This window comes from Microbacterium sp. Au-Mic1 (genome assembly GCF_021341785.1).
In the GTDB taxonomy this organism is placed as follows: Bacteria; Actinomycetota; Actinomycetes; order Actinomycetales; family Microbacteriaceae; genus Microbacterium.
Genome location: NZ_JAJTTF010000013.1, coordinates 26,556 through 49,003, shown reverse-complemented (window position 1 = coordinate 49,003; position 22,448 = coordinate 26,556). Strand labels below are relative to the sequence as shown.

General features: G+C 69.5%; 18 protein-coding genes. 9 read left to right on the top strand and 9 right to left on the bottom strand.

Going from position 1 to position 22,448, the window contains the following annotated elements; all coding sequences use genetic code 11:
• Positions 1-32: 32 nt before the first annotated feature.
• From xdhB to LXM50_RS15900, 4 genes are all read right to left on the bottom strand, one after another.
• On the bottom strand, positions 33-2,426 hold the full coding sequence (gene xdhB, locus LXM50_RS15915) for a xanthine dehydrogenase molybdopterin binding subunit (protein WP_233312451.1): 2,394 nt from the start codon (positions 2,424-2,426) through the stop codon (positions 33-35).
• Positions 2,423-3,898, bottom strand: a complete 1,476-nt coding sequence (locus tag LXM50_RS15910; protein WP_233312450.1) for a xanthine dehydrogenase small subunit — start codon at positions 3,896-3,898, stop codon at positions 2,423-2,425. The genes xdhB and LXM50_RS15910 overlap by 4 nt, the downstream gene beginning before the upstream one ends.
• A 280-nt stretch (positions 3,899-4,178) precedes the next feature.
• Complete coding sequence (locus tag LXM50_RS15905; protein ID WP_233312449.1) at positions 4,179-4,934, bottom strand: IclR family transcriptional regulator; 756 nt, start codon at positions 4,932-4,934, stop codon at positions 4,179-4,181.
• A 156-nt stretch (positions 4,935-5,090) separates the two neighbouring features.
• The gene (locus LXM50_RS15900; RefSeq protein WP_233312448.1) at positions 5,091-5,996 is read right to left on the bottom strand and encodes an aldose 1-epimerase family protein; all 906 of its coding nucleotides are present in this window, start codon (positions 5,994-5,996) and stop codon (positions 5,091-5,093) included.
• Positions 5,997-6,275: 279 nt separating this feature from the next.
• Between LXM50_RS15900 and LXM50_RS15895 the strand changes: the two genes are divergently transcribed.
• Positions 6,276-8,480, top strand: coding sequence for a DEAD/DEAH box helicase (locus LXM50_RS15895; protein WP_233312447.1), 2,205 nt, complete (start codon positions 6,276-6,278; stop codon positions 8,478-8,480).
• A 105-nt stretch (positions 8,481-8,585) separates the two neighbouring features.
• On the opposite strand, the gene LXM50_RS15890 is transcribed toward LXM50_RS15895, so the two are convergent.
• Entirely contained in the window at positions 8,586-9,062 is a 477-nt protein-coding gene (locus tag LXM50_RS15890; RefSeq protein WP_233312446.1) for a GNAT family N-acetyltransferase, read from the bottom strand.
• A gap of 242 nt (positions 9,063-9,304) precedes the next feature.
• Between LXM50_RS15890 and LXM50_RS15885 the strand changes: the two genes are divergently transcribed.
• The gene (locus tag LXM50_RS15885) at positions 9,305-10,138 is read left to right on the top strand and encodes a phospholipase (protein ID WP_233312445.1); all 834 of its coding nucleotides are present in this window, start codon (positions 9,305-9,307) and stop codon (positions 10,136-10,138) included.
• Positions 10,139-10,274: 136 nt separating this feature from the next.
• Here the strand turns inward: LXM50_RS15885 and LXM50_RS15880 are convergent, their stop codons facing one another.
• Positions 10,275-12,344 (bottom strand): intein-containing Rv2578c family radical SAM protein, encoded by a 2,070-nt coding sequence (locus LXM50_RS15880; RefSeq protein ID WP_233312444.1) that lies wholly within the window; start codon positions 12,342-12,344, stop codon positions 10,275-10,277.
• A 97-nt stretch (positions 12,345-12,441) separates the two neighbouring features.
• On the opposite strand from LXM50_RS15880, the gene LXM50_RS15875 reads away from it, so the two are divergent.
• Entirely contained in the window at positions 12,442-13,407 is a 966-nt protein-coding gene (locus LXM50_RS15875; protein ID WP_233312443.1) for a D-alanyl-D-alanine carboxypeptidase family protein, read from the top strand.
• Between the two features lie 208 nt (positions 13,408-13,615).
• Positions 13,616-14,779 (top strand): acyl-CoA dehydrogenase family protein, encoded by a 1,164-nt coding sequence (locus LXM50_RS15870; RefSeq protein WP_233312442.1) that lies wholly within the window; start codon positions 13,616-13,618, stop codon positions 14,777-14,779.
• A 121-nt stretch (positions 14,780-14,900) separates the two neighbouring features.
• On the opposite strand, the gene LXM50_RS15865 is transcribed toward LXM50_RS15870, so the two are convergent.
• The gene (locus tag LXM50_RS15865; protein ID WP_233312441.1) at positions 14,901-15,326 is read right to left on the bottom strand and encodes a molybdopterin-binding protein; all 426 of its coding nucleotides are present in this window, start codon (positions 15,324-15,326) and stop codon (positions 14,901-14,903) included.
• Between the two features lie 194 nt (positions 15,327-15,520).
• Between LXM50_RS15865 and LXM50_RS15860 the strand changes: the two genes are divergently transcribed.
• From LXM50_RS15860 to LXM50_RS15840, 5 genes are all read left to right on the top strand, one after another.
• Positions 15,521-15,970, top strand: coding sequence for a hypothetical protein (locus LXM50_RS15860; RefSeq protein WP_233312440.1), 450 nt, complete (start codon positions 15,521-15,523; stop codon positions 15,968-15,970).
• Positions 15,971-16,319: 349 nt separating this feature from the next.
• Positions 16,320-16,679 carry a PadR family transcriptional regulator gene (locus tag LXM50_RS15855; protein ID WP_233312439.1) on the top strand — a complete coding sequence of 120 codons (360 nt, stop codon included), beginning with the start codon at positions 16,320-16,322 and terminating at the stop codon, positions 16,677-16,679.
• A gap of 1 nt (position 16,680) precedes the next feature.
• A complete protein-coding gene (locus tag LXM50_RS15850) occupies positions 16,681-17,046 on the top strand; it encodes a DUF1048 domain-containing protein (protein ID WP_233312438.1) in 366 nt (121 codons plus the stop codon).
• A 2-nt stretch (positions 17,047-17,048) separates the two neighbouring features.
• Positions 17,049-17,855: an ABC transporter ATP-binding protein gene (locus LXM50_RS15845; protein WP_233312437.1), complete on the top strand. Its 807-nt coding sequence runs from the start codon at positions 17,049-17,051 to the stop codon at positions 17,853-17,855.
• On the top strand, positions 17,852-18,616 hold the full coding sequence (locus tag LXM50_RS15840; protein WP_233312436.1) for an ABC transporter permease: 765 nt from the start codon (positions 17,852-17,854) through the stop codon (positions 18,614-18,616). The genes LXM50_RS15845 and LXM50_RS15840 overlap by 4 nt, the downstream gene beginning before the upstream one ends.
• A gap of 99 nt (positions 18,617-18,715) precedes the next feature.
• Here LXM50_RS15840 and LXM50_RS15835 read toward each other — a convergent pair whose 3' ends face one another.
• Positions 18,716-19,591, bottom strand: coding sequence for a siderophore-interacting protein (locus tag LXM50_RS15835; RefSeq protein ID WP_233312435.1), 876 nt, complete (start codon positions 19,589-19,591; stop codon positions 18,716-18,718).
• 85 nt (positions 19,592-19,676) lie between these two features.
• A complete protein-coding gene (locus LXM50_RS18785; protein ID WP_308192535.1) occupies positions 19,677-22,319 on the bottom strand; it encodes an ATP-binding cassette domain-containing protein in 2,643 nt (880 codons plus the stop codon).
• Between the last annotated feature and the right edge of the window lie 129 nt (positions 22,320-22,448).

Below are 22,448 nucleotides of genomic sequence, written 5' to 3'. Positions count from 1 at the left end.
CTGAGGGGGACGACTCGAAGGCGGTGGTGCGGTCAGTCGCCGGCGGCGGTGACGAGGGGGCGTTCTGCGCGGGCGGTGGGCGCAGCGAGATCAGCGGCGCCGGACTCCTGCGCGGCACGGACGGCCCAGAACACGGCCTCCGGCGTCGCGGGGGAGCCCAGATCGACCGAGTGGCCGGCCGGCCCGAAGGCCGCCACGGCGTCGCGGATCGCTTCGCGTGCACTGAACGCGAGCATGAACGGCGGCTCGCCCACGGCCTTGGAGCCGTAGACGGCGCCCTCCTCGCGCGCGTTCTCGAACAGCCGCACGTGGAACTCCTCCGGCATCTCGGAGAAGCTCGGCAGCTTGTACGTCGACGCGGACTGGGTCTGCAGCCGGCCGCGATGCGGGCCGTCGCTGGTGTCCCAGCGCAGCTCCTCCAGCGTCAGCCAGCCCACACCCTGCACGTAGGCGCCCTCGATCTGGCCGATGTCCAGCATCGGCGAGAGCGAGTCGCCCACGTCGTGCACGATGTCGACGCGGCGCACGCGATAGGCGCCGGTGAACTCGTCCACCTCGACCTCGGTGGCCGCGGCCCCGTAGGCGAAGTACTTGAACGGGGATCCCTGCATGATCTCCGGGTTCCAGTGCAGGCCTTCGGTGCGGTAGTAGCCCGCGGCGAAGAGCTGCACGCGCTGGAAGTACGCCGCCTTGACGACCTCGCCCCAGGAGACGCGGTTCACGGGCGCGCCGAGCGCGGTCACGAAGCCGCCGCCGAAGCGCACGTCGCGCTCGTCGACACCGAGCATGCGCCCCGCGACTTTCGCGAGCCGGTCGCGGAGCTGCTCGCACGCGTTCTTCACGGCGCCGCCGTTGAGGTCGGCGCCCGAGGACGCCGCCGTGGCCGAGGTGTTGGGCACCTTGTCGGTGCGGGTCGGGGCGAGGCGCACCTGGTGCAGGTCGACACCGAGCGCGGTCGCGGCGACCTGCAGCATCTTGGTGTGCAGGCCCTGCCCCATCTCGGTGCCACCGTGGTTGATGAGGATCGAGCCGTCCTTGTAGATGTGCACGAGAGCGCCGGCCTGGTTGAACGCCGCGAAGTTGAACGAGATCCCGAACTTGATCGGCGTCATCGACAGGGCGCGCTTGACGTGCGGGCTGGTCTCGTTGAAGCGGGCGATCTCCGCGCGGCGTGCGTCCACCTCGGCCTCATCCGAGAGCTGGTCCCAGATGGTCTCGAGACGGTCCGCGTCCTTCACGAGCTGGCCGTAGGGCGTCGTCTGCCCGGGCTTGTAGAAGTTTCTGCGGCGCAGCTCGAGGGGGTCGATGCCGAGAACCGGGGCGATCCGGCCGAGGATGTCCTCGATGAGGAAGACGCCCTGCGGGCCGCCGAATCCGCGGTAGGCCGTGTTCGAGGTCTTGTTGGTCTTCACGATCTGCCCGTAGGCGTGCACGTTGGGGATCCAGTAGGAGTTGTCCAGGTGGCAGAGGGCGCGGCCGAGCACCGGCTCGGACAGGTCGATCGACCAGCCGCCGTCGCAGGTCAGCGTGGTGTCGAGGGCCTGCATCAGACCGTTCTCGTCGAAGCCGACCTTCCACGCGATGTGGAACGGGTGCCGCTTGCCGGTCATCGTGATGTCCTGCGTGCGGTTCAGGCGCAGGCGCACCGGGCGACCGGTGAGCTTGGCGCCGAGGGCCGCGATCGCCGCGAAGCCGTGCGGCTGCATCTCCTTGCCGCCGAAACCGCCGCCCATGCGCAGGCACTGCACCGTGACCTCGTTCGCCGGGATCCCGAGCACGTGGGAGACCAGATCCTGGGTCTCGGTGGGGTGCTGCGTGGAGCACTGGATGAAGTACTGCCCCTCCGAGTCGCGGATCGCGAACGACGCGTGCGTCTCGAGGTAGAAGTGCTCCTGACCGCCGAACTCGGTCACGCCTTCGAAGACGTGCGCCGAGGCCGCGAGTCCTGCGGCGGCGTCGCCGCGCTGCACCGTGCGCGGGGTGCCCTGGAACGATTGCGCGTCGAGCGCGTCCTGCACCGTGATGAGCGAGGGCAGCGGCTCGTACTCGACGGTGACGCGCTCGGCGCCGAGGCGCGCGGCCTCCTGCGTCTCGCCGAGCACCCAGACCAGGGCATGGCCGTAGAACATGGCCTCGCTCGGGAACAGCGGCTCGTCGTTGCGGATGCCCGCGTCGTTCAGGCCGGGGACATCCTCGGCGGTGAGCACGCGCACGACGCCGGGCACCTCATAGGCGCCCGACACGTCGATCGTGACCTTCGCGTGCGCGTTCGTGGACTGCACCGGCCAGGCGGTCAGCACGCCCGCGGTCTGCTCCGCGATGTCGTCGGTGTACATCGCCGCGCCCGTGACATGCAGTGCGGCGCTCTCGTGCGCGGCCCGCAGGCCGACGGCGGGGTTCTCCGGGCGGTCGGCGAGAGTGCTCATGCCGACACCTCCTTCGAGTCGATGACGGTCGCGCTGTAGAGCTTGAGCAGCGCGGTGTTGAGCATGAGCGAGCGGTACTCGCTGCTGGCGCGATGGTCGGACATCGGGGTTCCCTCACCGCGCAGGATCTCGGCGGCCGCCTTGACGGTGGCGATGTTCCAGGGCTTGTCGATCAGCGCGTCCTCGGTGGCTCGGGCGCGCAGCGGGGTGGCGGCGACCCCGCCCAGGCCGATGGTCGCGGCGGTCACGATCCCGCCGTCGATGTCGAGTGCGAACGCGACGGCGACGCTGGAGATGTCGTCGAAGCGGCGCTTGGCGATCTTGTGGAAGGCGGTCGTGGTCGCGAGCGGCAGCGGGATCCGGATCGTCTTGATGAGCTCATCGGGGCGCTTGACGGTCTGCCGGTATCCGGTGAAGTACTCCGCCAGGTCGACCTCGCGCTCGCCGTCGACCGAGGCGAGCACGACGCTCGCGCGCAGGGCGAGCAGTGCCGGCGGGGTGTCGCCGATCGGGGACCCCGTGCCGAGGTTGCCGCCCAGCGTGCCGCGGTTGCGGATGAGGCGCGAGGCGAACTGCGGGAACAGCTGCGCGAGCAGCGGGATCCGCCCGTCCAGTCGCTTCTCGATCTCGGAGAGCGGGAGTGCGGCGCCGATCTCGACGTACTCGTCGGCGAGGGTCAGGGTGCGCAGCTCCGGGAGCTGCTCGATCGCGACGACGAGCGGGGCACGGCGGCCGCGGATGTTCACCTCGACACCCCAGTCGGTGGATCCGGCGACGAGCAGCGCGTCCTTCTCGTCGTGCAGGATCCGCAGAGCCTCGGGGAGCGTCGCGGGGCGGACGAAGCGCGCGCCGTCGACCTCGGCGTCGGTCGCGACCGGCTCCGGGGCGGGCCGGGCGAGCCTCTGCTGCAGCGGATCGTCCGATTCGGGCGAGCCGAGCGTGTAGGCGGCGTCGCGGATCGGTCGATAGCCGGTGCAGCGGCACAGGTTGCCGCTCAGCGCGTGCAGGTCGAAGCCGTTCGGGCCGTGCTCGGGGTCATGGACGGGACACGTGTCGTCATCGGCGCCGTGGGCGTCGTCCGCGGGCGTGCGGTCGGCCCGGTAGTACTCTCCCGCCATGCTGCAGGCGAAGCCCGGGGTGCAGTAACCGCACTGGGATCCGCCGGCCTCGGCGAGCTTCGCCTGGACGGGGTGCAGGTCGTCGGGGGATCCGAGGCCCTCCGCGGTGATGAACTCCTGTCCGTCGAGCGCGTAGACGGGGACCAGGCAGGCGTTGACCGGAGTCCAGGCGGTGCCGCCGTCGGCGGTCGGCGTGGCGAGCAGCATCGCGCAGGCGCCGCACTCACCCTCCGCGCAGCCTTCTTTGCTGCCGGACAGGCCGTTGTCGCGCAGCCAGTCCAGGGCGGTGGCGTGGGCGGGCGTTCCGGCGAGCGGACGCTGCTGCCCGTTGACGGTGACGGCGATGTCGGTCATGCGAATCTCCTCGATTCCGGCGACAGTGTGCGATGCGGCTCAGGCCGTGCCGACTCTCTGTGAGACGGAGCCTAGGCCCGGAGACTGCCCGCTGGGGAGCATTCTCCTGTTCAGGAGCGCAACGCTGTGTGGTCAGGCGTCGTCGCCTTGGCCTTACCGCCAGTAGATTCGCGCTGTTTCCGATATACGGAAACCGTGTTCCGAAAACATCGACAGCCTAAGACGACGGGCCGCCATCCGTCAAGGCATGGCGTGCCGGAGCGCGCGGGATCCGGTGGGGTCAGCTCGCGTTCGTCACGGCCGAGATGTCGGCCACGACCTCGCGCAGCACCGGGATCGCCTGCTCCGCGAAGTCCTCGCCGACGCGCGACATGGGTCCCGAGACCGAGACCGCGGTGAGCACGGGCATGTTCGGCACGGCCATCGCGAAGCAGCGCACACCGATCTCGTGCTCGCCGTCGTCGACCGCGTATCCGCGCTCGCGGCTCAGTGCGAGATCCGCGAGCAGTGCGTCGATCGTGTCGAGCGAGCGCGGCGTGGAATGCGGCATGCCCGCGCGGGTGATGATCTCTCGCACCTGGTCGTCGCCGAGCTGAGCGAGGATCGCCTTGCCGACGCTCGTGGAGTGCAGCGGTGCGCGCCCGCCCACCTCTGTGAACATGCGCATCGCGTGCGGCGACGGAGCCTGCGAGACGTACACGACGCCGTCGCCGTCGATGGTCGCCAGGTTCGCGGTCTCGCCGAGGCGCGCCACGAGCGACTTGAGCTGCGGCATCGCCATCAGGCCGAACTGGCGGTTCGCGACCTCGCCCAGGCGCACGAGCTTGGGCCCGAGGGCGTAGCGGCGATTGGCGAGTTGACGCGCGTATCCCTCTGCGACGAGGGTGCGCAGCAGTCGGTGGATCGTCGGCAGGGGCAGCTCGGCCGCAGTGGACAGCTGGCTGATCGTGGCATCGCCGCCGGCGTCGGCGATGAGTTCGAGCAGATCGAAGACACGCGAGACCGACTTGACACCGACGGAGCTCTCAGCGGCCATGCGGATCCTCTCACTCAAGATCCGGGCGCGATTATCCGCATGCCGGAAAGTTGATTCCCGAGCAGAGTATCCCACGCCTGGCGAAGCGGGCCGACGCCGCGCGATTCGTAGGCCCGCGGAGGGCGCCGGGCGGGTTGCTCCGTCTGTTCGTGCGCCTCACGAATTGGTGAGCGTCACGCCCCACTGCGCGGTCCAGGTCTCTCCCGGTGCGAGATGGCGCAGACCGCGCCCTGAGTTGAACGCCTCGGCGGGTGCGGACATCGGCTCGAGGGCGACCACGAGCTCCTGCCCGGGGTAGCTCGTGCTCGTGTAGGCCTGGAGATAGTCCAGCCCCGCGCCCTGCCAGAGCGTGACCACCCGACCGTCGGGGGCGGTGATCGTGCTGTGCACGCGCCCGTCCTCCTCGCGGCGGAGCGTGGCGAAGCCGGTGTCCAGCTGCACGTCGGCGAGGCGCCGGGGCGTGCGCAGATCGGTGCCGCCGGACACCGGGGACTCGCCGACCGGCAGCAGCCGGTCGTCGGTCTCGAAGAAGGTCTCGGCGGGGATGCGCAAGAGGAGCTGCTTCGGATCCACGTCCGAGACGGTGAGGAAGGGATGCGTGCCGAGTGCGACGGGAGCCGGATCCTCGGAGCGGTTCACGATCGTGTGCTCGACGGTGACGCCGTCGTCGTCGAGCGTGTAGCGCACGCTCGTCTCCAACAGGTAGGGATAACCGATCTGCGGCACCACGTCCGCGCGCAGCAGCACGGTCGCGTCGCTCTGCTCGGCGATCTCGTAGGCGGTGTAGCGCAGCAGCCCGTGGATCGCGTTGTTCAGCTTCGGCTCGGTGATGGCCAGCGCCCGTGTTTCGTCGCCGTCGACCCAGATCCCATCACGGATCCGGTTCGGCCATGGCACCAGAACGACCCCGGAGCAGGAGGGGGCGGGGCTGTCGTCGGGGTAAGGCGGAACGACCGTGGTGTCGCCGACGAGGAGGTGCCGGAGAGATGCGCCGACCTGCGAGATCTGCGCGCGGACGCCATTCGCCTCGAGGTGGACCTGGACGCCGGTCGGAGTGGTCATGCCGCCATCGTAGAGCGGCGCAGTGCCGGGCGGGCTCCCAGGCGACTCCGATAGAGTAGGGGAGTCGGCTTCGGGCAACCGCAGCCCCACGGGATCCCCGTCGGGCGCGGATGTGTGCGAACGTGTGAGCCCAGGGGCCGATGGTGAGTTCGGCGGACGTCGTCGAGCGCTTCATCCATCACATGAATGGCCCCCGGCCGACGACTGCCCGGGTTTCCCCGCGCCCCACGAGGGCGGCGGGGCGCTGTTCTCGTGCGAGAACCAGACAAGGACATACCCGTGCCCAAGAACCACAAGCCCAAGGGCGGACGCCCCTCGGCGAACTTCGAGCCGCGCTACGCGAAGAAGACCTCCTTCCACGATCGTCACAATCAGGGGCGACCGTCCCGCGATGGCGAGTCCGGCCGCGGCGGATATGACCGCGATGCCCGTCCGGCCCGCGACGATCGGCGTGTGGACTCGCGTCCCGGCAGCCGTTCCCCGAACCACCGGGGCTACCGCCCCGAGCCCGCCGCGGGCGAGCGCGCGCCGAAGCAGCGCTGGTCCGCGCAGGAGCGCGCCGGTCGCGATGAGTCGCGCTCGATCCGCAACCGTGCCGAGTCGGGCCGTATCGACGCCCCGCACCGCCGGGATGACCGCCCGCGTTTCGATCGGGACGACCGTTCCCGTCGCGATGACCGTCCCCGGTTCGACGACCGCTCCGGTCGCACCGAGCGTCCGCGCTTCGACCGGAGTGACCGTCCGCAGCGGGATGACCGTCCGCGCTTCGACCGGAACGATCGCCCGCAACGTGACGACCGTCCCCGCTTCGACCGGAGTGACCGTCCCCAGCGGGATGACCGTCCCCGCTTCGATCGCAATGATCGCCCGCAGCGTGACGACCGTCCCCGCTTCGACCGCAACGATCGTCCGCAGCGCGACGACCGCGCCGGCCGGACCGAGCGTCCGCGCTTCGACCGCAACGATCGCCCCCAGCGGGATGACCGTCCGCGGTACGACCGGGATGACCGCTCTCGCGCCGACCGCCCGCAGCGTGACGACCGCGCCGGCCGTCCGTCCTTCGACCGTCCGCGGTATGACCGGGACGACCGTCCCCGTCGGGACGATCGTGCTGAGCGCCCGCGCTTCGGTCGGGATGACCGTCCGCGCCGGGATGACCGTCCCCGCCGTGCCGACGGACCGAGCCGCAGCGACTGGAACCGTACGGCGGACCGCGGTCCGAAGCACGAGCAGGTCGAGGACGTCGTGCATGAGCGCCTCGAGGCGCAGACCGTGCAGGCCGAAGAGGTCGCGGATGTGACCTTCGGCGACCTCGGGCTCGGGTCGAACATCGTCGAGGTGCTGACGAACATGGGTGCGGTGACGCCGTTCCCGATCCAGGCGGCCTCCGTCCCCGCCGTGCTCGAGGGGCGCGACGTGCTCGCCCGCGGGCGCACCGGATCCGGCAAGACCATCGCGTTCGGCGCTCCTCTCGTGGAGAGCATCCTGAAGGCGCAGAAGGGCAAGAAGCGCGAGTTCGGTCGTGCGCCGCAGGCGATCATCCTCGCTCCGACGCGTGAGCTCGCGCTGCAGATCGACCGCACCGTGCAGCCGATCGCGCGCAGCGTCGGCCTCTTCACCACGCAGATCTACGGCGGCGTGCCCCAGGCACGCCAGGTCGGTGCGCTGAAGAAGGGCGTCGACATCGTGATCGGCACGCCCGGCCGCATCGAGGACCTGATCAACCAGGGCAAGCTCGACCTCTCCGATGTGCGGATCGCCGTGCTCGACGAGGCGGACCACATGTGCGAGCTCGGGTTCGTCGAGCCGGTGCAGCGGATCCTCCGCGCGACGGGGGAGGGCAGCCAGAAGCTGCTGTTCTCGGCCACGCTGGACCGTGAAGTCGCCGCGCTCGTGGACGAGTTCCTCGTGGAGCCGGCCGTCTTCGAGGTCGCCGGAGAGACTCAGGACTCCGGCACGATCGAGCACCGCGTGCTCGTGATCGAGCACCGCGACAAGGGCGAGATCCTCACCTCGCTCGTCGACCGCGACGGTAGGACGCTCGTCTTCTCCCGCACCCGCGCCTACGCGGAGCAGCTCGCCGAGGCGTTTGAGGACGCGGGGATCCCCGCGGTCTCGCTGCACGGCGACCTGAACCAGGCCAAGCGCACGCGCAACCTGCAGAAGCTCACCTCCGGCCGGGTGAACGTGCTCGTCGCGACCGACGTCGCCGCGCGCGGCATCCACGTCGACGACATCGACCTGGTCGTGCAGGCCGATGCGCCGGACGAGTACAAGACGTACCTGCACCGGGCCGGCCGCACCGGTCGTGCCGGCAACGCCGGCCGCGTCGTGACCCTGATCACCCGCCCGCGCGGTCGTCGTATGACCGAGCTGCTGAACCGCGCCGAGATCGACGCCCCCTTCGAGGAGGCCCGCCTCGGTGATGACGTCATCGAGGAGATCGCCGGACGTATGCCGTCCGCGGCGGATCTCACCTCCTGACCGTCACGCGGCCACGCGGCGAGCTGTCGCGGTGAAGGGCCGGGCGCCGGATCCGGATCATTCCGGATTCGCGCTCCCGGCCCTTCGTGCACCGGCGGCGCTGCCTCAGAGCACGAGCACCCAGTCGTTGCTGAGCAGCTCCTCGCCGCGGAACGGGAACGATGTGGTTGTGCGCAGCGAGAACCCGGCACGACGACAGAGCGCGTTCGAGGGCTCGTTGTCGACGGCGGGATAGGCGTGGATCTCGCCATGCCGCCCGTCAGCGCGGACGACGGCGATGAGCTCCTGAAGCGCCAGCCCTGCGAGGCCTCGACCCTGATGCTGCGGAAACACTCCCCACCCGGTCTCCCAGACGACCTCTCCGCCGTCGCGGATCTCCCAATAGCCGATCGATCCGACGGGCTCTGACCCGTCGAGGATCACGAGCATCCGCCCGGGAAGGTCCTCCTTCAGATAGCGGAGATGGCGCTGCTCCAGCTCCGCCGTGCTCTCGGGAGCGACGAGATGCGCCGTCATCGCGGGCGTGTTGAAGGCGTCGAGCAACGGCCGGTCTTCGGGCAGCCAAGAGCGAAGTGTGACCATGCCGCGACGCTATCCGGAACCTCTGACATGACGGGGTGAGAGGCGCGAAGAGCGCGTTGCGGCCCGAGATCTGTGGCGAAATCGGAACCTGAGAATTCGGACAAAATATTCTGCAGGATCCCGGGATCTTCGGTGTGCTCTCAGGAACAGTGATGCAGGATCGTTACCTTGTACGCCCGACCCGAGGGCGTTGGCGTCGCTACCCGAGTGGCGCCGAAGACTTCAAGGATCGTTACTTCGTCATGTCGAGAACCCCGCTCTTCCGCTCTGCCCGCAGCAAGACCGTCGCCGCATTGAGCGCGACCGCCGTGCTCGGCGCCCTCGTCGTCGGCGGTGCCGTGCTCATCGCACCGACCGTCGCCGCCGCCTCTCCGGCCGTGGCCCAGGTCGACGATGTGACCGCCTACAACCAGCGGGTGCAGGTGCGTGCGGCACTCGACAGCGCCAAGACCGCGATGGCTGACGCCGCGACCGTGAACGCCGATGTGAAGGCGTCCGGCCTCGACCTCGGCCAGGGCCGCAAGCTCGTCGACGTGACCGGCCTGACGTCGGCGCACGATGTGCTGTCGGCCGGGACTGCGGAGAAGGGCGCCGTGCATACCGCCCTCGCCGTGGCCGTCACCGACTACTCCGAGAAGGTGGAGTCGCAGGTCGCCGAAGTGCGCACCAACCTGAACAACGCCGTCGCGCAGAAGCAGGCGGCGGATGCGGCTGCCGCGCAGGCCGCCGCTGCGGCTCAGGCCGCTGCCGAGGCGCAGGCCGCGGCGAACACTCCGGACGGCGCGCGCGCCGCCGCACAGCAGATCATGGCCAGCGAATACGGCTGGGGCGATGACCAGTTCCAGTGCCTGAATTCGCTCTGGAACAAGGAGTCCGGCTGGAACTACCAGGCCTACAACTCGTCCGGCGCGACGGGCATCCCGCAGTCGCTGCCCGGCGACAAGATGGCCAGCGCCGGTGACGACTGGCAGACCAACGCCACCACCCAGATCCGCTGGGGACTCGGCTACATCTCCAGCGTCTACGGCACCCCGTGCTCGGCCTGGGGCCACTCGCAGGCCACGAACTGGTACTGAGCCTCCGCACCGGTGAATCGCAGGCCGACGGCACGGCTTGCCGCCGACTGCACGGCTTGCCGGCCTGTTCGCGCGGCTCTCCCGTCCAGTCGACGGAATCCCGTGCAATCGGCGACGTGATACTCGGCGAGGGTGATCAGAACAGCGTCGATGACGGCTCCGGGGTGCGCACCGCGCGCGCCGGAGCCGTTCTGCTGCCCCGCGCCGGCCGGTCGTCGGAGTGCAGCGCCTCCAGCCCGTGCAGCCGGATCAGCGGTCTGACCCGCCGCGCGAGCCAGGCGCGATAGTCCTTCGTCGCCTCGGCTGCGGACCCGGGGTACAGCACCCGGTAGGACGACATCAGGTCGGGCCGGTACTCGGACAGCCATTGCAGGAACCAGGGCTTCACTCCCGCCCGCAGGTGCAGAGCCCCGTAGATGACGTGGTCGGCGCCGGACTCCTTGATCCGTCGCAGGGCGCCGTCTATCGCGTCCACCGAGTCGGTGAGGTGGGGCAGGATCGGCATCAGGAACACCCCGACCCTGAATCCGGCGTCGCTGAGCGCGCGCACCGTGTCGAGTCGAGCCTGCGTGGACGGGGCGCCGTGCTCGATCGCCTCACGCAGCGTCTCGTCGAACATCGCGATCGACAGCTGCACGTCCACGGGAACGCGGGCGGCGGCCTCGACGAGCACGGGGATGTCGCGGCGGATCAGCGTGCCCTTGGTGAGCACCGAGAACGGCGTCCCCGAATCCGCCAATGCCCGGATGATCCCCGGCATCAGCCGGTACCGCCCCTCCGCGCGTTGATACGGATCCGTGTTCGTGCCGAGTGCGACCGTCTCGTGCTTCCAGGATCCGCGGCGCAGCTCCTTCTCGAGGGTCTCGACCACGTTCACCTTGACCACGATCTGCGAGTCGAAGTCGCGCCCCGCGTCCAGGTCGAGATAGGTGTGCGTCCCCCGGGCGAAGCAGTTGTGGCTGATCACGCCGTTGGCGATGAAGTCGCCGGTGCCCGTCGTGATGTCGAGCAGGTCCTGCTCCCTGTGCAACGGCTCGATCGACACCACGCGGAGGTCCGCGACGGTCTTGACGGCGGTGCCTTCGATGTCGAGCTTTCGACTGATTGCAGGCTGCGTGACGGCGAAGAACCGCTGACGCATCGGAAGTCCCCCGACGACGCGGGCCGAACGAACTTCATTGGGGCGCGGAGGCTCGATGACGTGGGGGATCTGCCAGGCGGTCATCGCGGTCGAGAGCAGATCAAGGAACTCGGGATCCTTGTTCGCGATGCGAAGCACTCCTCGGGAGCAGCTTCCCTCGGCATCGAAGGCACCGGACAGAAAGCCTGCGCACCACTCGTGGTCAGACGGCAGCGATCCCGTCGCGATGCTCTCGATGCGATCGACCGAGTGAGCGACACCAGTGTGGATCGCGTTCATCGCACGCCTGGTCGGTGTCTCCGCGGCGAATGCGCGCTCACGGACCTCGACGCCTTCCTTGTCGAGGAAGAGACGCGAGCGTTCCAACGCTTCCGCGTCGGCCAATGCAAGCCGAAACATGTTCATCTTCCGGACCCGCTTACCGTCGTCATATGCGCGCCGGAAGACCATCCCATCGCCGCGGATCATCCCCGAGAGATACCCGAGACGGAACGACTCCCCGTCGCGGTTCGGTGCATCGACAACACCTGTGCCGAACCCCATCAGGCGGTTGTTCGTGGTGAGGTGCGGACGCTGCCCCTGCTCGGCATTCGTGACATGCTTCCACCCACGGTCCGTGAGGAACCGATGATCGCCGCTGGCGATGAGTTTGGTGCCATCGGCCAGAGTGATCCGGTATGCCTGCTTGCGCGTCGCCCACTTCGCCTGGATTCGCGTGCGGACGTATCGCCGATAGGCGCCGTTGATCTCGGTTCCGTAGATCTCATCTCCCACGTCGAGATCGCGCAGCGGCCTCTGCCGCCCGTCGCCGCAGAGGATCAACGTGTCGGGAGAGACGCAGTAGACACAGGCATGACTGCAGCCGCGATAGGGGTTGACCGTCCAGTCGAACGGCATCTTCGAGGGGCCGGGCACATGGTTCAAGGCTGACTTCGCCAGCACCTCGTGGAAGGTCATTCCGGCGAACTCGGGGGTCGTCACGGTGCGGAGGAATCCCGTGCGGTTCTCCATGCCGGGCAGCGCGAGCGCGTCCGTCTCGTCGATCCTCTGCCCTTGCCACCTCATGGCCATATTCGAACATAACAACGATAAGGAGTCAAGAAAGAATCGTGGAGAACTTCGAATGTCGCGGATGTCCAGGTCCGCCGGTGAGAATGGATCCGTGGCAGACCCGCGGCACCCGACTCGCGCGCGCCGCATGGATCCGCGTGTGACGTTCCGGCTGTTCGTCACCCTCGGGCTGGCGGTCGCGCTGATCGGCGCGCTCTGGGCCCTCGCGGACGGTTCGGCCAAGGCCGGTCCCGGAGGTCTCGCCGCGGCGGATCCGGGCCCGAAGCCGGCCGGCGTCACGATGCCCGAGGCCGCCACGAGCCTCCCGTCCGTGCAGCTGCACGCGACTCCCGCGGCGAACCCCTGTGCGCAGGCGGGCGTGCAGCAGGCCCTCGCATCCGGTGGCGACGACGCGGTCGTGGCGGCGTTCGGCGGTGGTGCCGCGTTCCGGGATGCGGTCGCCGCAGGGAACGCCCCGTGCATAGACCTGGCGGACCCGAACCGGGACTGGGTCGTCGTCAACAAGACCCGGCCGCTCAACCCGGTGACCTTCGCGCCCACATCCTTCGGGGATCCGGCGCTCACCGTCGACGGAGCGGGATCGCTGCGCTCCGACACGTCTCACGCCCTGGACCAGCTCTCGGCCGCGGCGAACGCGGCCGGTGTCGGTTCGATCGCGCTCGCCAGCGGCTATCGCTCCTACGACACCCAGGTGCAGACTTACTCGGGGCAGATCGCCCAGTACGGCCAGGCGCAGGGCGATGCGCTCTCCGCCCGTCCCGGCCACAGCGAGCATCAGACCGGGCTCGCGGCCGATGTGGTCTCGTGCGCGGCCGGCTGCGGCGACATCGACTCCTTCGGGGGCACAGCTGCCGGCGCCTGGGTCGCCGCGAACGGCTGGCAGTACGGCTTCATCGTCCGCTACGTCGCCGGGCAGACCCCGGTGACCGGATACGATCCCGAGCCGTGGCATCTCCGCTACGTCGGCGTGCCCCTCGCGACGGCCTATCACGACGGGGGCTACGCCACCCTCGAGCAGTTCTTCGGACTCGCCGCGGCTCCCGCATACGTCGGCTGATCGACCTCCTCCGTGCATGCCGTCACGCCTGCGGGCGCGACCGCGCAGGCGTGATCCCCTCGATTTCCGCACCGCTGGAGCGATTGCACAAATCGTGACACCGAGTCTCACGATCCGTGGGATGCATTCCCACAATCTGCGCCGAGATCCGCGAATTCCCGCGTAGGATCGCGAGAGCGAAGACGCACACACGATCTGGAGGAGCGCGATGGAACGCGACATCTACGACGAGGATCACGAGGCCTTCCGCGGCCTGGTCAAGGACTTCATCGGCCGCTACGTCACGAACGAGGCCATCGAGCGCTGGGAGGCGGCGGGCGAGATCGATCGCGCGACCATGCTCGCGGCGGGCGAGGCCGGCCTGATCGGTCTCTCCGTGCCCGAGGAGTTCGGCGGCGCCGGGATGCTGCAGGACTACCGCTTCCGCACCATCGTGATGGAGGAGGTCATCGCGGCCGGCGCAGGATCGCTCGCGGGCGCCTTCGGGATCCAGGACGATCTCGCCGTGCCGTACCTCGTGCACATGGGTACGCCGGAGCAGAAGGCGAAGTGGCTGCCCCGCATGGCGACCGGCGAGGTGCTCGGCGCGCTCGCGATGACCGATCCCGGTGCGGGGTCCGACCTGCGCGGCATCAAGACCAACGCGAAGAAGGTCGACGGCGGGTACATCCTCAACGGCGCGAAGACGTTCATCTCCTCGGGGACCACGGCGGACATCGTCGTGACCTTCGTGAAGACCGGTGAGGGCAACCGGCCCGACGCCTTCAGCCTGCTGATCGTCGAGAAGGGCATGGCGGGCTTCGACCAGGGCAAGAAGCTCAGCAAGATGGGCTTCCACGGCTGGGACACGGCAGAGCTCAGCTTCACCGACGTCTTCATCCCCGACGAGAACCTCATCAGCGGCAAGGAGGGGCAGGGATTCATCCAGCTGATGATGAACCTCCCGCTCGAGCGCCTGTCGATCGGTGTCGCCGCCGCTGCCGCGGCCGAGGCCGCCACGAACTGGACCATCGCCTACACGAAGGATCGCGAGGCGTTCGGAGAGCGCATCGCCGACTTCCAGAACACCCGCTTCCGCCTCGCCGACATGGTCACCACCACCGAGGTGATGTGGGCGTACGTCGACCGCGCGCTGCTCGCCTACAAGGACAGCAAGCTGTCGGCCGAGGACGCCGCGAAGGTCAAGTTCTGGACGACCGAGCGCGAGTGGGAGGTGCTCGACACGGGTGTCCAGCTGCACGGTGGCTACGGCTACATCATGGAGTACCCGATCGCGAAGGCGTTCACCGACGCCCGCGTGCACCGCATCTACGGCGGCACGAACGAGATCATGCGCGATCTCGTCGGCCGTCAGATCGCCGGCAAGCGCTGATCGCCTGACGCCTCACGGTACGCCCTCGGATCTTCGGATCCGGGGGCGTCTCCGCTGCCTGCAGGATCGTCCTCCGCCTGCTCGCCGTGGCAGGAAGGGGGCGAGCCGGCTGAACGGTCGCTCAGCTCGGAATCGCGAGGATGACGTTCGAGGCCTTGAACATGGCGGTGCTGGCGGCGCCGACCTCGAGACCCATCTCGTCGACGCTCTCGTTGGTGATCACGGCGGTGATCACCACATCGCCCGAGGTGACGTCGACGGCGGAGTTCACGGAGCCGCGGTCGAGTCTGCTGACGGTGCCGACGAACTGATTGCGTGCCGAGAACCGGTAGCCCTCCGTGTCCGTGGCCAGGATCACCCACGGGGCTTTGGTCAAGGCCACCACCTCGGAGCCGATCGCGAGGCCGAGGCGCTCGGCGCTGTTGCGGGTGACCATGGCGGCGATCGTGCGACCGTCGGGCAGCGTCACCTCCACCTCGTCGTTGACGGTGCCGACGGCGATCCCGGAGACGGATCCGGTGAAGCGGTTGCGCGCAGAGGTCTTCATGGGGGCGACCATACCCGCGTTCCGATCCCGCGCCGAATCCTTCCGCGGACGCGGAGATCGGGGCGTTTCCGGGCCGGAATCGCGGGGCGTCCGACGGTCGTCGATGGTTATCCACAATCGCGGATCCGGCGCAGTTCCGCACCGGTTGCGTGATCGGCCGGTCACCGGTCCCGCCGGACGAGCAGGCTGACCGCATGAACCCCGACACTCTGCGCGACCACGTGCTCACCGGCGACGACGACCTCCGCGATGCGTTGGAGCTGCTGCTCCAACGGGCGAACCAGCGGCAGTTCTGGCTGCTCTTCATCGACGGCCGGGGACGGCTCGGCGAGCCGCTCATGCCGATGGCCGACTATCCGGCAGATCCGCTCGAGGTGGTGTCGATCGATGAACTCGGCGACGTCGCCCAGGCGCATGTGCTCGCGCACCGGATCGGGATGCTCCGCGAGCTCACCGGCAATGCGGCCGTCGTGCTCGTGTGGGAGCGGATCGGCGACGCGACCGTCGGCGGCGAGGACGACGATGTGCGGCTCTGGGCCCGGGCGCTGCGGCGGCAGACGTCATCGCTCGGCATCCCCCTCCGGGCGCAGTTCCTGCTGCACGACCGCGGCGTGCGCCAGCTGCATGCCGATGACTGGGCTTGAGAGGTGCTGACACGGTCGAAGCGGATCATCCCGCGAAGCCCCTGGTGTCGGGGCGCCCGGCTGTCCTGGCGCCTGCCTGACGGACGAAACCCCCGGATCCTCGGATCCGGGGGTTTCGTCATGCGGTGGGCGAGAGGTCGGCTCGGGGATGAGGGGGTCGCTCGCGCCATCGAACCCGTCGGCGCCGCGGACGGATCTGACGCTGATCCAGGAATGAGCGGTGCGGCTGATGGGAGCCGCCAGAACCGGGGAGAAAAAAGTTCGGTATTCAGTGTTGCTATGTACCGGTACTCAGTGTTACTGTCTACCGGTAGTCAACATCACTGAGTAGAAGAAGGAGGCGATCGCGATGGCGAGTCAGATGACCGAGATGCTCAAGGGCACTCTCGAGGGGATCGTCCTGGCGATCCTGGCCGAGCGATCGGCTTACGGATACGAGATCACCACGCGGCTGCGGGACGGAGGGTTCTCCGACATCGCGGAGGGCACCGTCTACGCGCTGCTGGTGCGGATCGAGCAGCGGGGCCTCGTGGATGTGGAGAAGGTCCCGTCCGAGAAGGGGCCGCCGCGCAAGGTGTACTCGCTCAACACGCAGGGGCGGGATCAGCTCGCCGAGTTCTGGAGGACCTGGAGCTTCCTCGCAGAGCACATCGAACAGCTCCGCCACACCTCCCACATCAGCACGACCGACACGAACGAAGGAGCCTGACATGGCCGCCAAGTGGATCGAAGCCCTCACCGGGTCCCTCGAGCAGAAGAAGCAGTACCGGCAGTACAAGGCCCGTATCGAGGCCCTCGCCCAGCCCTACGGCACCGTCGCCAAGGCAACGGATCGCTACCTCATGCTCGCCGGCGGCATCGTCGACGGCGACACCATGGTGACGATGCTCAGCGACCTCGCCGACCTCTGGGAGCGCGCGGCCGCCGACGGCACCCCGGTGCGCGACATCGTGGGCGACGACCCGGCGGAGTTCGCCGAGACGTTCGCCCGTGCCTACAACGGCAAGGTGTGGCTGGACAAGGAGCGCACCCGCCTCAACAAGGCGATCGACGACGTCGCAGGAAAGGAGAACTGATCATGACCACCCTCACCGCCCCCGCGATCCGCGTGCGGGGCATCACCAAGGCGTTCAAGGACCTGCAGGTCCTGCGCGGCGTCGACTTCGAAGTCGAACGGGGCAGCATCTTCGCCCTGCTCGGCTCGAACGGCGCCGGCAAGACCACGCTCGTGCGGATCCTGTCGACGCTGCTGAAGGCCGACGGCGGAGCCGCCACCGTCCAGGGCTTCGACGTCGCCTCGGCGCCGAACGACGTCCGCGACGCGATCAGCCTCACCGGCCAGTTCGCCGCGGTCGACGAGATCCTCACGGGACGCGAGAACCTCGTGCTCGTCGCGAAGCTGCGGCACCTGAAGGATCCCGGATCCGTCGCCGACGAGCTGCTGGCACGGTTCTCGCTCACCGACGCCGGAGGGCGTCGCGCGGGCACCTACTCCGGCGGCATGCGCCGCCGGCTCGACATCGCGATGAGCCTGATCGGCAATCCGCCGGTGATCTTCCTCGACGAGCCGACCACGGGTCTCGACCCGCAGGCGCGGATCGAGGTGTGGGACACCGTCAAGGAGCTCGCGAACGGCGGCACCACCGTGCTGCTCACCACGCAGTACCTCGACGAGGCGGAGCAGCTGGCCGACCGGATCGCGATCCTGCACGAGGGCACGATCATCCAGAACGGCACGCTCGCCGAGCTCAAGCGGCTCCTGCCGCAGGCGAAGGTCGAGTACGTCGAGAAGCAGCCCACCCTCGAGGAGGTCTTCCTCGCCCTGGTCGGCCCGTCCGCGGGTTCCGCGACCACCCCTGATTCCACGAAGGAGGCAGTGAAATGACCAGCCACGTCCTGAGTGACACCGGTACGCTCACCGGCCGCTCGCTCAAGCACATCCTGCGCAGCCCCGACACGATCATCACCACCGCGGTAACTCCGATCGCGCTCATGCTGCTGTTCGTCTACGTCCTCGGCGGGGCGATCCACACCGGATCCGACCAGTCGTACATCGACTACATGCTGCCGGGCATCCTGCTCATCACGATCGCGTCCGGCATCGCGTACACCTCGTACCGGCTGTTCCTGGACCTGCAGGGCGGCATCTTCGAGCGCTTCCAGTCCATGCCGATCGCCCGATCGAGCGTGCTCTGGGCGCACGTGCTCACCTCGCTCGTCGCGAACATCGTGTCCGTGGCGATCGTGGTCGGCGTCGCGTTCGCGCTGGGCTTCCGCACCGGGGCCTCGGTCGGGGCATGGCTGGCCGTGGTCGGGATCCTCATCCTGTTCACCCTGTCGCTGACCTGGCTCGCCGTGATCGCGGGTCTGAGCGCCAAGACCGTGGACGGCGCGAGCGCCTTCAGCTACCCGCTCATCTTCCTGCCGTTCATCAGCTCGGCGTTCGTGCCCACCTCATCGATGCCGGGTCCGGTGGCCTGGTTCGCCGAGTACCAGCCGGTGACGTCGATCGTGAACACCATCCGTGCGCTGTTCAACGAGCAGCCGGTGGGATCCAGCATCTGGATCGCCCTCGCCTGGATGGTCGGGATCCTCGTGGTCGCCTACGGCTTCGCGATCGCCATCTACAAGAAGAAGATCAGCTGAGCGGGCTCGATGCCTGAGTCCGCTGCCGGTCCGAACCGGATCGAACCGCCTTCGGCGCCCCGTGCGCCCGGAGGCGGTTCGAGGCGGTTCGGGAGGGAATCAGCCCAGCGGTTCCGCCGCCGTCTCGCGCGCCGCGCGGGAGGCGGGAGAGGACGAGCCGATCCGCCAGTAGCCGCAGAAGCTGACCTGCCCCTTGTCGACGCCGCGCTCGCCGACCAGAAGCTTGCGCGCACCGGAAGCCAGCGCCTGCTCTCCCGCGGCATAGGCGTGGAACGGCGCCTCGGGGAGAGCCAGATCGCGCAGTGCCGCCAGAGCGAGCACGCCGGGCCGGTCGGAGGGCGCGCGCACGAACCACTGCACGTCGATGCCGTCGGGGTGCGGGAAATCCAGCGCGTCCTCCGCGGACGGCGCCTCGAGCAGCACGGATCCGGTCGCGTGCGCGGGCAGCGACGCGCAGATCGCGGCGATCGCGGGCAGAGCAGTCTCATCGCCGACGAGCACCACCCGGTCCGTGCCGCGCTCGGGATTGAAGGTGAGCCCCTCATCGATCACGAGCACGTGCTCGCCTGGACGGCAGGTCTCGGCCCACCGTGAGGCCGGGCCCGCGGTGCCGTCGGCGGCGGAGCCGTGCAGCACGAAGTCCACGTCGAGCTCTGCCTCGGCCTCGGCCGCGGCAGGGCGGAACGCACGCACGCTGTAGTTGCGCATGACCGGGCGCTCGCCGTCGGGGATCCGGAGGAACTTCAGGTACCCGAGGGTGTGGTTGGCCTTGGCCGGCACTCGGCTCAGCGCCGCCTCGCCGCCGACAGGCAGGAAGAGCCGGAACCATTGGTCGAAACCCATCGGGGTGAACCGTTCGATCTCACCGGCGCCGAGGGTGACGCGGATCCAGTGCGGGGCGAGCCGCTCGGTCCGCAGCACGGTGAGGGGGACGAGCCCGGCCGAGGCCGGCTTGACCATCTTGCTGTATGCCATCGGGAACCTTTCATCTGTGTTTCGAAGTGCGCAAATGGCTCCGAAATCGCGGTGCATGGAGTCATTTGCGCGCTTCGAATCCGGATCATGTCAGGACCAGGAGAGCCGCGGAGGCGGCGAGCATCAGGATCAGGAAGAGGAGGTCGCGCGCGCGGAACGGCACCTCGTGCCGCTCGGTGCGGGTGGGATGCGCGCCGAAGGCGCGCGAGTCCATGGCCAGCGCCACCCGCTCGGCATGCCGGATCGCGCTCGCCAGCAGCGGCACGATGTAGCCCCAGCCGCGTGCGACCCGGGCGAACGGGCCGCGCCCGCCATGCGTGCCGCGCACCCGGTGCGCCGCCCGGATCACGCTCAGCTCGTAGCCGAAGCGCGGCACGAACCGGTAGGCCGCGAGCGCCGTGTAGCCGATCCGGTACGGGATCCGCAGCTGCTGCACGCCCGCACGCACCACGTCCGGCCCGGTCGTGGTGAGGCCGGAGATGAGCGAGAGCGCGAGGATCGCCGCCAGCCGCAGTCCCGTCGCGAACCCGGCCTCGAGCGCGCCGGCGTGCAGCTGCCATGCGCCGATCTGCAGCACGGCGGGGGTCGCGGCGACCTGTGCCGGATCCGTCCACAGCGCCATGGACAGTCCCAGCACGAGGATCCCCGCGGGGATCGCGAGCAGCAGTACCGCCCAGATGCGCGCGGTCAGTCGCGCGCCCGTCAGCAGCACCATGTAGGCGAGCACCAGGAATGCGAGCGGCGTCGCGAGGTCCCGCACGAACAGCAGCAGCGCCATCGCGGGCAGCACCGCTCCGAGCTTGGCGAGCGGGTTCAGGCCGTGCAGCCAGGCGCGCGCCGGTGCCGACGGCTGCTCGGCGTACGGGGCCGTCGGGGCCGTCGGGGAGGGGTGATCCGGCGGGGTCGCCTGAGCTGATTCCGCCGCCGAGGCCGGTGGGGCCTGGGTCGTCTCTGCGCGGGGTGCTCCGGCGACGGCCGCGTCCTCGTCGGCGAGCAGCCGGCGCAGCGCCGGCGGGACCGCCGCGTATGCCGTCGGAAGCGGCATCAGGCCATCGCGCACGAGCGCCGGGGTGGGGCCGGCGGCAACGACCGCGCCGCCCTCGACGAGCACCGTGTGGGTCGTATGTCGCACCACCAGGTCGAGGTCGTGCGTCACGAGCACGATCGTCGTGCCGTTGGCGCGGAGCTCTCGGAACAGAGCGAGCAGCTCGTCGGTGCGGCGCAGATCCTGACCGAACGTCGGCTCGTCGAGCACGAGGATGCGGGGGCGCGTGATGAGCGCGGTGCCCACCGAGAGCCGGCGCTTCTCGCCGCCCGAGAGCAGGTACGGGTGCGTGGCGGCCTTGTCCGCGAGGCCGAAGCGATCGAGCATCGCCCCGACGCGCTCGGCGATCTCCTCGGGCGGGGTGCGACGCAGCCGAAGGCCATGCGCCAGCTCGTCGAACACCGTGTGCGCGATGAACTGGTGCTCCGGGTTCTGGAACACGAAGCCGATGTGCGCGGCCAGGGTGCGCGGTGACGCGGTCGCCGGGTCGAGGCCCAGGAGCCGGACACGCCCACGCGGCGGTGGCACCACTCCGGCCAGTGCCTGCACGAGCGTCGACTTGCCCGCGCCGTTCGGCCCGATCACGGCCGTGATCGACGCGGGCGCGATGTCGAGGTCGATACCGCGCAGGATCGGCGTTCGCCCGCGGGCGACGTCCAGGCCGCGCACGGCGATGACCGGCTCCGGCGCATCGACGGGATGAGGCTCCGCAGATCCGGTCGTGAGAACGCCGGATCCGGGTCGTGCTGCCGGAATCGACGGGGTCTCGGACATCGGCGCGTCCGCCCCCAGAGTCCGCAGCGCCGCCGCGAGCTCCGTGGCCGTGAGCGGAAGGGGGGCGATCGGATCCGTCCCGAGCGACGGCAGCCCCTCGTTCAGCCGCCGCGCGGCGAGGGCGGCCGTGGGAAGGCGCACGCCGAGCGCCACCAGCTCGTCGGCGTGCTCGCGCAGAATCGACGCGGCGGGGCCGTCGAAGGCGACCCTTCCGTCGTCGTCGAGCACGATGGCGCGCGTCGCGAAGCCGGCCTCGACCGTGCTCCGCGGGCTCAGGAACCACTCCGCGTCGAGGTCGTGCTCGACGAGGACGATCGCGCGCGTCGGCCCGGCGAGGCTCGCGAGCGCCGCATGCACCTCGGCGGTGCCGGACGGGTCGAGGTTCGCCGTGGGCTCGTCCAGGATGAGCACCGGGGCGGACGTCGCGAGTGCGGCGGCGATCGCCAGACGCTGCTTCCCTCCGCCGGACAGACGGTCGGGGTTCTCGTCGCGGCGCTCCCACAGGCCCATGCGGCGGAGGGCGTGCTCGGTGCGTTCCAGCACCTCGTTCACGGGCAGGCACAGATTCTCGAGCGCGAACGCCGTTTCGTCCAGGACGGATCCGGTGACGATCTGCGCATCCGGATCCTGGAACACGGTGCTGACATCCCGGCTCAGCTCGGCGACGGGCGTGGTGGCGGTCTCATGGCCGCGGACCGCGACGGTGCCGGTGATCTCGGCGTCGAGCGAGTGCGGGATCAGCCCGCCGAGCGCGAGCGCGAGCGTGGACTTGCCGGATCCGGACGGGCCCAGGAGGAGAACGACCTCGCCGGCGTTCACATCGAAGGAGACGTCGCGGACCGCGGGATCGCCCGCGCCGCGATGCGTGACCGTGAGATCGCGCACGCGCAGAAGCGGGGCGGAGGGCATGGGATTCCGTTCGGGAAGGGCTGCTTAGGCAAGCCTAACCTAGTGGGGCTGGAACCCTCGGGGTGCAGAGCGTCGGCCAGCGACGTCGGCGAAAGGTCGACGCCGTGCGGGGGCGCTCGCGAGGGGGCG

Bases quoted from the DNA above. Each gene is read 5' to 3' on its own strand.
- LXM50_RS15880 (WP_233312444.1), bottom strand. From the start codon at position 12,344: ATGAGGTGGCAAGGGCAGAGGATCGACGAGACGGACGCGCTCGCGCTG.
- LXM50_RS15870 (WP_233312442.1), top strand. From the start codon at position 13,616: ATGGAACGCGACATCTACGACGAGGATCACGAGGCCTTCCGCGGCCTG.
- LXM50_RS15855 (WP_233312439.1), top strand. From the start codon at position 16,320: ATGGCGAGTCAGATGACCGAGATGCTCAAGGGCACTCTCGAGGGGATC.
- LXM50_RS15905 (WP_233312449.1), bottom strand. From the start codon at position 4,934: ATGGCCGCTGAGAGCTCCGTCGGTGTCAAGTCGGTCTCGCGTGTCTTC.
- LXM50_RS15840 (WP_233312436.1), top strand. From the start codon at position 17,852: ATGACCAGCCACGTCCTGAGTGACACCGGTACGCTCACCGGCCGCTCG.
- LXM50_RS15890 (WP_233312446.1), bottom strand. From the start codon at position 9,062: ATGGTCACACTTCGCTCTTGGCTGCCCGAAGACCGGCCGTTGCTCGAC.
- LXM50_RS18785 (WP_308192535.1), bottom strand. From the start codon at position 22,319: ATGCCCTCCGCCCCGCTTCTGCGCGTGCGCGATCTCACGGTCACGCAT.
- LXM50_RS15850 (WP_233312438.1), top strand. From the start codon at position 16,681: ATGGCCGCCAAGTGGATCGAAGCCCTCACCGGGTCCCTCGAGCAGAAG.
- LXM50_RS15910 (WP_233312450.1), bottom strand. From the start codon at position 3,898: ATGACCGACATCGCCGTCACCGTCAACGGGCAGCAGCGTCCGCTCGCC.
- LXM50_RS15885 (WP_233312445.1), top strand. From the start codon at position 9,305: ATGTCGAGAACCCCGCTCTTCCGCTCTGCCCGCAGCAAGACCGTCGCC.
- LXM50_RS15835 (WP_233312435.1), bottom strand. From the start codon at position 19,591: ATGGCATACAGCAAGATGGTCAAGCCGGCCTCGGCCGGGCTCGTCCCC.
- LXM50_RS15865 (WP_233312441.1), bottom strand. From the start codon at position 15,326: ATGAAGACCTCTGCGCGCAACCGCTTCACCGGATCCGTCTCCGGGATC.
- LXM50_RS15860 (WP_233312440.1), top strand. From the start codon at position 15,521: ATGAACCCCGACACTCTGCGCGACCACGTGCTCACCGGCGACGACGAC.
- LXM50_RS15900 (WP_233312448.1), bottom strand. From the start codon at position 5,996: ATGACCACTCCGACCGGCGTCCAGGTCCACCTCGAGGCGAATGGCGTC.
- xdhB (WP_233312451.1), bottom strand. From the start codon at position 2,426: ATGAGCACTCTCGCCGACCGCCCGGAGAACCCCGCCGTCGGCCTGCGG.
- LXM50_RS15845 (WP_233312437.1), top strand. From the start codon at position 17,049: ATGACCACCCTCACCGCCCCCGCGATCCGCGTGCGGGGCATCACCAAG.